This is a genomic window from Allobosea sp. 05T433 (assembly GCF_056396065.1).
In genome coordinates this window covers 45,822-58,757 of sequence record NZ_JBFTKS010000031.1, presented here as the reverse complement: position 1 = coordinate 58,757, position 12,936 = coordinate 45,822, and the positions used below count along the sequence as shown (strand labels likewise).

Below are 12,936 nucleotides of genomic sequence, written 5' to 3'. Positions count from 1 at the left end.
CTCGTCGCCGCCCTCGGCGACCGCAAGCTCCAGCCCGGAATGCCGGTCGAGGTCTTCATCACCACCGAGGAACGCACCGCGCTCTCGTTCCTGACGAAACCCTTCGCAGACCACGCCAACAGGATCTTCAAGGAGAGGTGAGGCGACCGGGACACGTCTCCGCTCAAGCGCCGCGATCACTAGCCATGCGCGCGCATCGAGGCCGGAAACGTCATGCTGAAACGCGTGCCGGCGCCTTTGGTACTGACGACCGCAATCAGGCCGTGATGCATGGCCACGATGCTTTTCGTGATCGACAGTCCAAGGCCGAGCCGTCGCTCGGAGCTCGATCGGGAGCGGTCGCCGCGGAAGAAGCGATCGAAGACGTAGGGCAGGTCCTCAGCCTCGATGCCGTCGCCGCCATCGGCGACAGCGACGACCACGCTGTCGCCGTCGCGATGGGCTGTGATGTCGATGAACTGGCCAGGTGGCGTATGCGACAGGGCGTTGCTCAAGAGATTGCTCAAGGCTCGCCTGAGCAGCATGGCGTGGCCCACGATCACGAGCTCGGGATCGGTTCTGATCTGGAGCTCGATGCCCTTCTCCTGGGCCAGCGCCGAATAGAACTCGTGCACGTTTGCGATTTCTTCGGCGAGGCGCACGGGCTCCATCTGAAGCTGGACCTCGTCGCTGTCCGCCCTGGCCAGAAAGAGAAGATTGTCGACGATCTGCGCCATCGTCTGCATGTCGTCTCGCGTGTTCTCCAGAACGTCGCGATAGGAGGCCTCGTCGCGCGATTTCGAGAGCGCCACCTCGACATTCAGCAGCATGCGATTGATGGGGCTGCGCAGTTCATGGGCGACGTTGTCGGCATATTGCCGGAGACGCGAATAGGCGCCCTCGAGCCGGTCGAGCATATGGTTGAATTCCAGGCCGAGATGGGCCAACTCCGTCGGCAGGCCGGCCGTGACGAGGCGCTCATTCGCCGTCGCGCGCTCGATGCTCGCGGTTGCGTGGATCACGCGCCGCAGCGGCGAGAGCTGTCGCCGGATGATGAACCAGCCCACCAGGGCGCATAATGCGCCGGACAGCAGGATCACCGTAACGAGCACGTCCCTGAAGCGGTCGATCGCCATGTCATCGAGTGTCGTATCCATGGCGACCTGGACGACGGTGTCCTTTGGCCAGCCTTCCGCCTGCAGCGGCACAAGCGCGCTGTGCGCCCGAAACCTGAAGCCGTTTTCAGTAATGGTTTCATAATGGGGCGTTGCACTGGGGGCTGGCGTCTGGAAGCGCGTGGCCGGTAGCCGCTTGTCCATGTCCGGTGTCGTCAGCACCAGGTCCGGAAGATTCGTCAACACACGGATCAGAACCTGGCGGGGCCCATCGGCTGCCTCGCTCAGCTCGTGCGCGATCATGGCGGTGTCGGGCTTGGACGTCTGCAGGAGAGACCGTATTTCGATGAGGTGCTGCTCGAGAACCTGATCCTCCGTCCACTGCACGGTCGCGCGGACGGCATCGTACAGGACGAAGGCGGCCACCAGGACCAAAGTGAAGGCCGAGGCGCAGAACCAGGCCGTCAGGCGGCCTGCGATCGATGCCGGCACGCAGCGGCTCAGCAGGCTACTGGATGACATAGCCGCGCCCGCGGATGGTGTGGATCAGCTTGCGGGGAAAGGGGTCGTCGATCTTCTGTCGCAGGCGGCGGATGTTGACGTCCACGACATTGCTGTCGCAGTCGAACATCATGTCCCAGACCTTGTCGGCAATGAAGGTTCGAGACAGCACATCGCCGCGATGGCGCAGGAGCAGTTCGAGCAGCAGGATTTCCTTGGGCGAAACCGGGATCGGCGTGCCGCCGCGAGTGACCTTGTGGCGCTGGGGATCGACCTTCAGATCATCGAATTGCAGGATCTCGGCAGGAACGGAACTGGCCCGGCGCAAGACGGTCCGGACGCGTGCAAGGAGTTCCGCGAAGGCGAATGGCTTTGTCAGGTAATCGTCAGCGCCCAGAGTCAGACCCTTGACGCGCTTCTCGATCGCATCCTGCGCCGTCAGCATCAGGATCGGCATTCGCTGGTCGGCCTGCTTCAACACCTGCAGCACCTGCCAGCCATCCATGCCGGGCAGGTTCACGTCGAGGATGACGATATCGTAGCGTCCACCCGGGGCTTCCGTGACGGCGTCCAGGCCGTCATGCACCATGTCGGCGACAAAGCCTTCCTCGATGAAGGCCTTGCGCAGGATCGCCGCGGTGCGGACGTCATCTTCGACGATCAGGAGTTTCAACTGTGCGCAGCCCTCCTGTGCACTCCTGAAGGCTGGCGAAGACGCTGCCGCGGCCCATTGCGAAATGCTCCGCCACTGTAGMACAAAATGAACCGCGCGCTTTACGAACTTTGGGAGTGGTTAGTCTCGTCGTTCGCCTGCGAAAACCATGCGCTTGCCTCAGGGCCGCACTGCGCGGCTTGAAAGCGCAGTTCTGGGGCAGAATAAAGCCTCCTCTTCGGTCCTCGCGAAAATGACAGTTCTGTTAACTGGGCGTCATCGATGCGTCATTTCGCCTTCGCTAGCCTGCAATTCATAGCCAGGTGCCTGTGTCGCGTGCGTACTGAAGTCATTCTGATCAAGCCGCAGTTTGTATTCTAGCGGCGTTCGCCGGCAATCAGAACTTCAGCCACACTCTGACCAAAAGCATTTTCACGCTTGAGGAGGTATTCCTTGGAATTTTGGTATATATGGCAATCTTGCGATATGAATTTATAAGTAAAATTCGCTATATTATGATATTAAAATGAAATTGCACATCAGTAATAGACAATATTGCTTCGGGGTAATAAATCTATGGGGGCATGGTCATGGCGGACCGATCGATCGCTATAGTCGATGATCACCCGATGTTGATGGAGGGGATCGCTGCGTTTCTGAAGCAACGGGGCGGTTTCGCGCTCGCCGCGACCGGGAATGCTGCGGACGATATCGTCTCTATCACCTGCACCCATCAGCCCGATGATATGATCGTCGATCTGGGCATGGCAGGGGATGTTTTCAAGGCGATTGCGGAGGCATCCAGGATCTCCCCCAAGACGAAGATCATCGTGTTCACGGCCTCGGCCAGCACGGATGATGCGATCGGGGCCCTTGATGCCGGGGCGAAGGGCTATGTCCTGAAAGGCGGCCCGGGAGACGACCTCATTCAGGCCCTTCAATGCGCGCAGCGGAACGATGTCTATGTCAGTCCCTCGTTCGCGACCAAGCTGATCTGCGCCTTGAAGGACAAGGCGCTCGAACGACAGAAGCCGGCCTGCAACAGGCTCAGCGTCCGCGAGGAGCAGATCGTCAGGCTCCTGCTTTGCGGGATGATGAACAGCGAGATCGCGCGCGAGCTTTCGCTCAGCAACAAGACCGTAAAGAGCCACATGACCACGCTGATGGCCAAGCTGAACGCCCATAATCGCCTGGAGGCGCTCATCGCCGCGCAGAAGCTGGTTGCTGCGTCGAGCATCCCGGCCAGCCGATTCCGCCTGTGAAGGACGTCGGGTCCGACCGGCTTTACCAAGGCTGACCGGGTTGGGGCGTCGCGGAAACCCATACCTACCCATCGGTGGCCGATGTGAAGCCTGATGCCCTGCTGCCGATCCGAGGCGGCAGCGCATGGCGCAGGGCGGAGCGACGATTTCGGATCGGAATTCTGGCGACGCGGTTCGACCTGATCCCCGATCTGCCAGGGGCGGGCAATCACAGGCTGGCGCCTGATGAGACGTCAGCTTGCGAACCGGAATCGAAGAGGCAGGATCGCCCGTTGCGGGCCTGGCTCGTCGCCTTCATCATGCGCTCCGACAACGGGAGCAGCACTGAACATGGTCGATCGAGCGCTCTACGATGATCCTCTGGTCAGCGTTGCCTATGGCAAACTGCGATCCCGACCAGGGCGTCCCAATGAGGTTATCGAGCAGCCCGCGCTCCTATCGCTGATGCCTCCGCTTCAAGGAAAGGATGTCGTTGACCTGGGTTGCGGTACCGGCGGCTTGGCACGATTGGCTCTCGAACAAGACGTGCGTTCGGTGAAGGCCTTCGACGCTTCGGAGCAGATGATCCGAGAGGCGATCAAGCTCGGTGGCGACGCTCGTGCGTATTATGAGATACGCCGGATCGAGGATGTCGAGCTTCCCGATCGCAGCGCTGATGTCGTCGTTAGCGGACTTGCTCTGCACTACATCCATGATTCGTGACACTGTCGAGACGTGTCAGAGGGTGGTTGAGAGAAGGAGGAAGCTTCATTCTCTCTGTTGAGCACCCGATTATGACGTGCGCCTCCCGGCAATGGGCCGAGGCGGCTGACGGCACCCGGCAGCATTGCCGGTGGATTGCTATCTTGATGAGGGACCACGGCTTGTACGCTGGCTCGGTGCCGACACACCAAGGGAACATCGTACCGTCGCCAGCTACGTAAATGCCCTGATCGACGCTGGCTTGATCATCCACCGGCTCCTCAAACCCGGGCCCGATCCTGCTTCATTGCAGCAATGGCCGAAACTGGCTGACCATGCCCGGCGTCCATCGTTTCTGATCATTCGAGCTGATCATCCGGTGGCCTGACGCGGTCCGGCCTGCCGCAAAAATACCCTCTGCTGGTGCGGCCGAACCCGGGTTCAGGCGGGCCTGCGAGGAGCCGGTCGCTCCAGGAAGCAATGGGTCTCGGAACGCCCTGTCTCCGCAAAGCCATGCCTGAGATAGAGCGAGCGAACCGGGTTCCAGTGGAGGTGTTCCAGGCGCACGGGCAGGGCAAGCGCGTCCGCGAGCGCAAGGCAATGACGCAGAATGGCCGTGCCCGAGCCCTGTCCGTGGAGGGCCGGCAGGAGATAGAATTCGCCGAACCGGACATGGTCCGGCATCACCATCAGGGATAGCGTCCCGATCGACTGGCCGGCGCGCGTGATCAGGAAGAACGGCTTGTCCTCGACGCGGCGCTGGTGAAGGCCCCGTTGGAATGCCTCGTCCCAGGGCCAGCGGCGACGGATATGAGGCCCCATCGCTTCGCGCTTGGCCTCGAAGGCGAAGTCGCTGGCCTCCTGGGTCCGGGGCAGGCGCGGAAAGGCGTAGTCAGGCGGAAGATCGGGCAGGTCCATGAGGCTGAAGCCTAGCGCTATTTCAGGGTTGTCTGGAGTGGGTGATCCTGCCTTTTGCCGGGCGTCAGGGAGATCCATACTGACGCGTTGGTGGCCGATGTGAAGCCCGACGCCGTGTTGCCGATCCGAGGCGGCAGCGCATGATGCAGGGGTGAGCGACGGTTTCAGATCGGAATTCTGCCGCGAAGCTTTGCCTGAGGACGCTGCTCATCTGATCCTGGCGTAACTGAAACAGTCCCGTGGCTCGTCGCTGATGTTCGGATGAACGGTCCAAAGTCGGAGAAGGGCTTCGCGCTTGAGCCCTGCCTTCTCCATCACCCGGGCCGAGCCAAGGTTGGCGGCGCGCTCCCGGAAGCCAGGGGTCGACGCCGCGTCTAACGCTCCGGCTTGCGTTCCGGCGATCGCCATTCGCGACCGATGGTCCGCCGCCGTGTCGCAGAATTCGCCCAGTATTCGACACCCCGTCAGCTGGTGCGGACCTATAACATGGTATGGTTCACCCTATCCTCAGACCCAATCGACCGCTTGGACAGCTCAACCTAGCGTCGTCGATACCGTGAATGGAACGGTGGTCAGTAGGAGACAGACATGAGCCTGGACATCGCCTCACGCCCTGCCAAGCCGGGGCCCGAAGAGTTGGTGCCGTCGCGCTACGCCGTACGGATCGGCGAGATTGACGTGCTGGTGGTCAGCGACGGGGTGCTGCCGCTTCCCACCAAGATGCTGGGACACAACGCCGAGCCGGCCGCGCGGGCAGCCTGGCTGAACGACATGTTCCTGCCGCCCGACGCTTTCGACTGGTCGCTGAACGTGGTCGTGGTCCGCAGTGGCAGCCAGACTATCCTCATCGACGCCGGGCTGGGCCTGGACCCGAACCTGAACCTGCCGCGGGCCGGGCAGCTGGTCAGGCGACTGGAGGCGGCCGGCATCGATCTCGCGTCGGTCACCGACGTGGTGCTGACCCATATGCACATGGACCATATCGGCGGGCTCCTCGTCGACGGGGTGAAGGACCGGCTGCGTCCGGACCTGCGGATCCATGTGGCGGCCGCCGAGGTGAAGTTTTGGGAGGCGCCCGACTTCACACACGTCAACATGCCGGCGGGTTTCCCGGATGCGCTTCGGTCGGCCGCCAAGCGGTTCGCGGAAGATTACCGTGAGCAGTTGCGGCCGTTCGATGAGAAGCACGAGGTGGCGCCAGGCGTAGTCGTCCATCGCACCGGCGGCCACACGCCCGGGCACAGCGTCGTCCGCCTGGCATCCGGCGCAGATCGCCTGACATTCGCCGGAGATGCCGTTTTCGCGGTCGGGTTCGACCACCCCGACTGGCACAACGGTTTCGAACACGACCCCGAGGAGGCGGCCCGCGTTCGTGTCCGCCTTTTGACGGAGCTCGCCGCGACCGGCGAGCAGCTGGTGGCCACTCACCTGCCGTTCCCCTCTGTCGGCCGCGTGGCGGTCGAGGGCGATGCCTTCCGCTTCGTCCCGGTCTTCTGGGACTACTGACCACCTTTTGGGGTGGGGCCGAACCAGGGTGTGCAGCCTTCAAGCCCATGCCCGGTTTGGCCGACGAGCCCGGCCTCGATGAGGCCGTTCGCACTCAGGGTCTATCGAACGGCGTGCCGCATGGACGGCCGCGAAAGGAGACATCTCATGAAAATCATCATTATCGGTGGCACCGGACTGATCGGATCGAAGACCGCGGAGCGCCTGCGCAAGCAGGGGCATGAGGTCATTGCGGCTGCCCCCAATACCGGCGTCAATACGATCACCGGGGAAGGTCTGGCAGAGGCCCTCAAGGCGGCCGAGGTCGTGATCGACCTCGCGAACTCACCGTCCTTCGAGGACAAGGCCGTGCTCGAATTCTTCCAGGTTTCGGGCCGGAACCTGATGGCTGCGGCAAGGCAAGCCGGCGTGAAGCACCATGTCGCGCTTTCCATCGTCGGCGCCGACCGGCTGCCCGATAGCGGCTATCTCCGCGCCAAGGTCGCGCAGGAAAAGATCGTCAGGGAATCCGGCATTCCCTACACGATCCTGCGGTCCACGCAGTTCCTGGAATTCCTCGGCGGCATCGCCCAGGCCGGCACGGTCGGCGACACGACCCGTCTGTCGACGGGCAATCTGCAGCCGATCGCGTCCGACGATGTCGCCGATTTCGTGGCGGAGGCCGCTCTGGCCGCCCCAGCCAATGGCATCATCGAAATCGCCGGCCCGGAGCGCGCGCGGCTTTGCGATTTCGTCGCGCGCTACCTCAAGGCGATCGGAGACAGCCGCGCCGTCGTTGCAGATCCGGAAGCCCAGTATTTCGGGACCAGATTGGAGGACGGCTCACTCGTCTCCGACGATAAGCCCCGCCTCGGCCGCATCGAGTTCGATCGCTGGTTCGCGACAGCGCCGCGAAAGTAACCACCTGTGCATGGGCCGCATCTGAGACGGCCCGGTGCCTGAACCATGAAAGGACTCTGGATATGATCAAGCTGTTAGGGTCTGCGGTCGTGTTGACGGCCCTCCTGTCGGGGCCGGCCCTTGCGCATGACACGCCCGGTGGCGGAAAGGGCGCAAAGGTCACGTTGGTCTATGACCACGTCCTGCCGAACGTGCCCGGCAAGAGCATGAGGGGCGTTCTCGTGGAATACGCTCCGGGCGGCTTTTCGGAGGGCCACACCCATCCGACCTCCGCCTTCATCTACGCGACCGTCCTCGAAGGGGTGATCCGCAGTCAGGTCAATGATGGCCCCGTCAAAGACTATCGGGCCGGCGAAAGCTTTTCGGAGCTGCCGGGAGACCGCCACGGCGTCAGCGAGAATGCCAGCAAGACGCAACCCGCAAAGCTCCTCGCGGTCTTCGTGGTCGATACCGCCCAGCAGGAGCTGACATTCCCGCTCAAGAAATAGAGGGACAGGCCAGGTGGACGATCCGGTTTCCCGATCCGGTTGCACGATCCGGGCGCCCGATCCGGTGCCTGGCCGTCCTTCGACATGACCAACCGCTATCGGTGAATCCCCCATGTTCGGTGATGACCACTTCCTGTCGCTTGTCCTGATCAACGTGCTCGGTGCTGCCGGCATCGTCGTGTGGCACGTTCAGGGCTGCAACCGACCGACCGGTCGCCTGATCGTCCAGATCCTGTTCTTCACCGGCATGAGCCTGATGCTCGGCATTGGAGGCATCGCTCCACATCAGCCCGATCGCATCTACACCGAGGGTTTTGCCGCGTTGCTCGCCAAATCGGCGCTGATCCTCTGGTGGACCCATCTCGCTTGGACGATCATCGGCTTCATCCACATCTATGTCAGGCTCAATCGCAAGCCGCGGGAAGCCCACCTCATCTTGGACATGGCCATTGCCGTCATCTATCTCGGCGTGGCGCTGTCGGTCATGGGTTTCGTCTTCGGCATGCCGATCGCCACCCTGGCGACAACCTCGGGTGTCGTCGCCGTCATCCTGGGCCTGGCGTTGCAGAACACGCTCGGGGATGTCTTTTCCGGCATCGCCCTGACGCTCGGCAAGGCCTATGCGATCGGCGACTGGGTCCAGTTGAGCGACGGCACTGCGGGCCGTGTCACCGCAACCAACTGGCGCTCCACCAACCTGCTGACCGGGGTGAACAATGTCGTCGTGCTGCCGAACAGCGTGCTCGCCAAACAGAGCCTGACCAGCTTGAGCCGCCCTGACGAGTCGCATCTCATCACCTTGAGCCTGCGCTTTGCCGCGGGGCAAAGGCCACGCGTCGTCGAGGACGTCATGCGCTCCGTGCTCGAAACCAGCACCCGGATCGTCAAGGACCCGGCGCCGGCCGTTGTCCTGAAGGCCATCGATGCGGCTGCAATCGAGGTGGAGTTGCAGTTCCGTGTCGCGAGCCTCGCCATGGGGATATCCGCCAGGAACGAGATCATCGACCTGATCCATGACCAATGCGGTGCAAGCGGTCTTTCGCTGGCCATGCCCGCCTAGGCCACAACGGGCCCAGGCGGAAAGCGGCGGCGGGTATCCTGCGCCGGGTGCTGGCGCGCGCTCATCCCCGCCCGGTCCCGGACCCCTGCCTGGACCGGCACGCCCCGGTGGCGTTGCAACGGCAGGAGAGGCGGCTACCCGCTGCGACCGGCCGCTTGCACGGCGACGTGCAAGTCATGGATTTCCATAAGTGCGGCGCAGCCGTCCCAGCGTTAGGTTTCGCTGAGTTTGCCAGCCGTGTCTTCGAGGACTGGTGCTAGTGAAGCTGTGACGGTTTCCAGGCATTCCGTCTCCGGAGGGAGCAGCCGACCATGATCGCAGCGCTTCATCGAACGCCGTCGGCCCTGATCGTCGGGACGCTGGCTCTGGGTCTGTTAGCATGCTGGCTGACCGGCACTCCTTTCGGCCTCCTGGCTCCGCTCGGTGCAGTCTTTCTCCATGCGCGCGGCTATCTGCTTGTGGCGCTCTGGGCCGCGCTGCTCACCGCCTTTGCCGGTGCGACCGTCGCCGCCCTGCTATACCCGGGCGCCATACGGGAGGCCGCGCTGTCGCTCGGGGCATTCCTCCTGGTTGCCGCTTGCATCGCCGCCCTCGTCTTCCCCGAGCCCACCAGCCGCAGCGCTCGGATCGGGACAGCACCGCGGCAGGTGCCTGGCCGTCCGGACGGGATCGGAACCGCTCCGGGCGAGGCGATCGAGAGCGCCGTCCACCCGGAGGACAGGGCTGCGATCGCACAGGCGGCGGCCTACGCATTCTGGACCGGCGTGCCCCAGGTGACGAGCTATCGGCTGCGCCAGCTGGACGGCAGCTATCGCTGGACTGAGCTCCGTGCCGAGCCGGGCTATGGCGTCAGCGTGAATGTCGACGCCATGGTCTCCAGGCCGGGCGACCGCTGGACCATCGCGCAATCCCTCGGCGAGACCGTGGACGCGGTCAGCGCAGCCAAGGTGATCGAGAGCCTGCACGGCAAGGCCTGGGCTTTCGACGCGATGGGCAAGTTCACCTATGTGACCCCCGCCGCCCAGATCGCCATCGACATGGCCCTGGAGGATCTCAACCGCCGCCTCGGCGAGCGCGAATTCATCGATGGCGGCGAGGCTGGCTGGATGCGCGGTGTCCATCCCGAGGATGTCGACAGGGCCGCCTCGACCCTGCGCCATTGTCTGAAGACGGGAGAGCCGTGGAACATCGAGTACCGGATGCTGCGCGCGACCGGACATTATGTCTGGCACCGCATCTCGGCGCGGCCGACGCGGGATGGCGAGGGGCGCATCACGGGCTGGTTCGGCACCTCGATCGACATCGACGTCTACAAGAAGACCGAGGCCGCCCTGCGCGAGAGGGAGCAGCATCTCGCGCAGTTGATCGACACGGTCCCGGCCATGATCTGGAGCATGACGGCGGAAGGCCGGCCCGCCTATCTCAACAAGCGGATGATGGAGGTGACTGGCGCCACGCTCGAGACGGTCACGGCGCCGGATGGGGCCCTCTCGTTGAGGAAGATGATCCACCCCAATTTTCTGGAACTGGCAGAACAGACCTTCATCAAATCCGTCACGACGGCGACGCCCTACAATATCAAATACCTTCAGCATCGAGCCGACGGCAGCTATCGATGGACTGAAACGCGTGCGGAAGCCCTGCGTGACGACGCAGGCAAGATCGTCCGCTGGTACGGCGTATCCGTCGATATCCATGACCTGATCACCACGCAGACGGAGCTGCACCTCCGGAAGCAGGAACTGACGCGGCTGGTCGATCTGGTGCCGAGCTTCCTCTGGCGGTTGACGCCCGCCGGGGAGCCGAATTTCTTCAACCGCCGCTTCCTCGATTTCCTGGGTCTTGACGAAGGCGGTCTTGAACAGCCCCAGACGGAGCCTTACGCGGCAGCCCTGAAGGCCGCCATCCATCCCGACGACGCCGAGCGTCTATGGGCCGAACTGAAGCAATGCCTGCTCTGCGGCCAACCTTTCTCGATGCGCTACCGCCTGCGCCGCCATGACGGCGTCTATCGCTGGATGGACGGACGCGCGGAGCCGCTGTGCGATGAAGGCGGCAGCATCATCCAGTGGCACGGCCTGTCCCACGACATCGACGATCAGCTTCGGGTGGAGGAGGCGCTCAGGGAGAGCGAACGTTCGCTGCGTCAGTTGGTCGAGACGCTGCCGGCCCTCATCTACTGCGCCGCACCGAACGGCGAGCCGATCTATCGAAGCGAGAAGCTGCGCGAGTTTCTCGGCTTCGGGCTCGGGGACAAGGATGAGGAGGGCAAGACACGACTGGCCGGTACCCTGGAGACGATCATCCATCCCGACGACCTCCCCGACGTCAAAGAGAAATATGGGTTCTCGCTGGCGACGGGCTCCTCCTATGCGATGAAACACCGCCTCCGCCGGGCTGATGGCGCGTATCGCTGGGTCGAGACGCGAACCGCGGCGATGCGAAATGTCGAGGGGGAGATCGTCCAGTGGAACGGCATCTGCTTCGAGATCGAAGATCAGGTGCGCGCACAGGAAGCGCTGACATTCACGCAGGAACGCCTGGCGCGCGCAGCCCAGGCCGCAAGCCTTGCGGAGCTCTCCGCCTCGATTGCCCATGAGGTCAACCAGCCGCTCGCCGCCGTGGTCGCCAATTCCCATGCCTGCCAGCGCTGGCTCACCTCGGACCCGCCCAATCTGGAGCGGGCGCAGAAGACCGTCGAGCGCATCATCCGCGATGCGAATTCCGCGTCCGACGTCGTCGGTCGGGTCCGCGCCCTGTTCAGGCAGACGGGCGAGGCGCGAAACCCCTGCCAGCTCGGCACCATTCTCGAAGAGGCCCGGGGTTTGATGACGGAAGAGGCGGCCCGGCGCCGCATCCGCATCGAGATCGACGTCGAGGCCGGGCTTCCGCCGCTGGACCTGGACCGGGTCCAGATCCAGCAGGTTCTCGTCAACCTGATCCGCAACGGCCTGGAGGCGATGGAGCCAGCGCAGCGCGGGGTGCTTCGCATCCGCTGCCTGCGCGCCGACGATCTCATCCGCACCGAAGTCCGGGACACGGGCGAGGGCATCGGAGCGCCTGAAAAGGTGTTCGAGCCGTTCTTCTCAACGAAACCCAATGGAATGGGCATGGGCTTGGCCATCTCTAGAACAATCATCGAAACCCATGGCGGACGTCTCTGGGCCGAGAACAATCAGCCCGGCGGGGCGACGTTCATCTTCACGCTGCCCGTTGAAACGAAGGCGGATCATGACCGCTGACGATATAATCGTGTTCATCGTCGACGACGACGCCGCTCTCCGGGAGGCGCTGGGCGAGCTGCTGGCGGCAAACGGCGTCCCGTCCATCCCGTTCGAGACGGCTGGCGACTATATCGGTGCGGACAAGCCTGATCTCCCGGCCTGCCTGATCCTCGACGTCGAGCTTCCCGATATCAACGGGCTCGCGCTGCAAAGGCAGATCGCACAGGGAAATCATCCGCCGATCGTGTTCATCACGGGGCATGGCGACATTCCGTCCTCGGTCGCCGCCATCAAGCATGGCGCCGTCGATTTCCTGACCAAGCCCTTCAGCGATGTGGCGCTCATGAGCGCGATCCGCGCGGCGATCGCGCAGGATCTGGAAACCAGGGCGAAGCGCGGCGAACTCGCACTGCTGAGGCAGCGCTATCGCGAGCTCTCCCCTCGGGAGCGCGAAGTCCTGCCTCTCGTGGTGAGCGGGCTCCTCAACAAGCAGGCGGCGGCCGCGCTCGGCATCAGCGAAGTCACCCTTCAGATCCACAGAAGGAACGTCATGCAGAAAATGTCGGCGTCATCGCTCGCCGACCTGGTGCGAATTGCGGAGCGGTTGGAAATCCCGATCCAGCATTCGCGCCGGATGGGAGGAGCCTGAG

Annotated in this window: 11 protein-coding genes; 8 read left to right on the top strand and 3 right to left on the bottom strand. The window is 63.4% G+C overall.

Translation table 11 applies throughout. The annotated features are described in order from the left end of the window. Positions 1-179: 179 nt before the first annotated feature. Complete coding sequence (locus AC1DGP_RS29715; protein ID WP_441506935.1) at positions 180-1,586, bottom strand: heavy metal sensor histidine kinase; 1,407 nt, start codon at positions 1,584-1,586, stop codon at positions 180-182. Between the two features lie 16 nt (positions 1,587-1,602). Beyond that, on the bottom strand, positions 1,603-2,268 hold the full coding sequence (locus AC1DGP_RS29710) for a heavy metal response regulator transcription factor (RefSeq protein ID WP_441492874.1): 666 nt from the start codon (positions 2,266-2,268) through the stop codon (positions 1,603-1,605). A gap of 563 nt (positions 2,269-2,831) precedes the next feature. On the opposite strand from AC1DGP_RS29710, the gene AC1DGP_RS29705 reads away from it, so the two are divergent. Beyond that, entirely contained in the window at positions 2,832-3,509 is a 678-nt protein-coding gene (locus AC1DGP_RS29705; protein WP_441506934.1) for a LuxR C-terminal-related transcriptional regulator, read from the top strand. A 225-nt stretch (positions 3,510-3,734) separates the two neighbouring features. After that, positions 3,735-4,211: a class I SAM-dependent methyltransferase gene (locus AC1DGP_RS29700; RefSeq protein WP_476832873.1), complete on the top strand. Its 477-nt coding sequence runs from the start codon at positions 3,735-3,737 to the stop codon at positions 4,209-4,211. A 420-nt stretch (positions 4,212-4,631) separates the two neighbouring features. Here the strand turns inward: AC1DGP_RS29700 and AC1DGP_RS29695 are convergent, their stop codons facing one another. Continuing rightward, the gene (locus AC1DGP_RS29695) at positions 4,632-5,108 is read right to left on the bottom strand and encodes a GNAT family N-acetyltransferase (RefSeq protein WP_441506932.1); all 477 of its coding nucleotides are present in this window, start codon (positions 5,106-5,108) and stop codon (positions 4,632-4,634) included. A gap of 588 nt (positions 5,109-5,696) precedes the next feature. Between AC1DGP_RS29695 and AC1DGP_RS29690 the strand changes: the two genes are divergently transcribed. The 6 genes from AC1DGP_RS29690 to AC1DGP_RS29665 all read left to right on the top strand — a co-directional run bounded on the left by AC1DGP_RS29690 (position 5,697) and on the right by AC1DGP_RS29665 (position 12,935). Next, positions 5,697-6,614 (top strand): MBL fold metallo-hydrolase, encoded by a 918-nt coding sequence (locus AC1DGP_RS29690; protein ID WP_441506931.1) that lies wholly within the window; start codon positions 5,697-5,699, stop codon positions 6,612-6,614. A 147-nt stretch (positions 6,615-6,761) separates the two neighbouring features. Continuing rightward, positions 6,762-7,514: an SDR family oxidoreductase gene (locus AC1DGP_RS29685; RefSeq protein ID WP_476832872.1), complete on the top strand. Its 753-nt coding sequence runs from the start codon at positions 6,762-6,764 to the stop codon at positions 7,512-7,514. A gap of 62 nt (positions 7,515-7,576) precedes the next feature. After that, the gene (locus tag AC1DGP_RS29680; protein WP_441506929.1) at positions 7,577-8,002 is read left to right on the top strand and encodes a cupin domain-containing protein; all 426 of its coding nucleotides are present in this window, start codon (positions 7,577-7,579) and stop codon (positions 8,000-8,002) included. A 112-nt stretch (positions 8,003-8,114) separates the two neighbouring features. Next, positions 8,115-9,062, top strand: a complete 948-nt coding sequence (locus AC1DGP_RS29675; RefSeq protein WP_476832871.1) for a mechanosensitive ion channel family protein — start codon at positions 8,115-8,117, stop codon at positions 9,060-9,062. A 311-nt stretch (positions 9,063-9,373) separates the two neighbouring features. Next, positions 9,374-12,304 carry a PAS domain-containing sensor histidine kinase gene (locus AC1DGP_RS29670; RefSeq protein ID WP_441506928.1) on the top strand — a complete coding sequence of 977 codons (2,931 nt, stop codon included), beginning with the start codon at positions 9,374-9,376 and terminating at the stop codon, positions 12,302-12,304. Then, entirely contained in the window at positions 12,294-12,935 is a 642-nt protein-coding gene (locus AC1DGP_RS29665) for a response regulator transcription factor (protein ID WP_441506927.1), read from the top strand. The genes AC1DGP_RS29670 and AC1DGP_RS29665 overlap by 11 nt, the downstream gene beginning before the upstream one ends. Position 12,936: the final 1 nt, after the last annotated feature.

What these genes read in the sequence shown, in the direction of transcription:
- AC1DGP_RS29705 (WP_441506934.1), top strand. Translation starts at nt 2,832, where the DNA reads ATGGTCATGGCGGACCGATCGATCGCTATAGTCGATGATCACCCGATG.
- AC1DGP_RS29700 (WP_476832873.1), top strand. Translation starts at nt 3,735, where the DNA reads ATGAGACGTCAGCTTGCGAACCGGAATCGAAGAGGCAGGATCGCCCGT.
- AC1DGP_RS29695 (WP_441506932.1), bottom strand. Translation starts at nt 5,108, where the DNA reads ATGGACCTGCCCGATCTTCCGCCTGACTACGCCTTTCCGCGCCTGCCC.
- AC1DGP_RS29690 (WP_441506931.1), top strand. Translation starts at nt 5,697, where the DNA reads ATGAGCCTGGACATCGCCTCACGCCCTGCCAAGCCGGGGCCCGAAGAG.
- AC1DGP_RS29685 (WP_476832872.1), top strand. Translation starts at nt 6,762, where the DNA reads ATGAAAATCATCATTATCGGTGGCACCGGACTGATCGGATCGAAGACC.
- AC1DGP_RS29680 (WP_441506929.1), top strand. Translation starts at nt 7,577, where the DNA reads ATGATCAAGCTGTTAGGGTCTGCGGTCGTGTTGACGGCCCTCCTGTCG.
- AC1DGP_RS29675 (WP_476832871.1), top strand. Translation starts at nt 8,115, where the DNA reads ATGTTCGGTGATGACCACTTCCTGTCGCTTGTCCTGATCAACGTGCTC.
- AC1DGP_RS29670 (WP_441506928.1), top strand. Translation starts at nt 9,374, where the DNA reads ATGATCGCAGCGCTTCATCGAACGCCGTCGGCCCTGATCGTCGGGACG.
- AC1DGP_RS29665 (WP_441506927.1), top strand. Translation starts at nt 12,294, where the DNA reads ATGACCGCTGACGATATAATCGTGTTCATCGTCGACGACGACGCCGCT.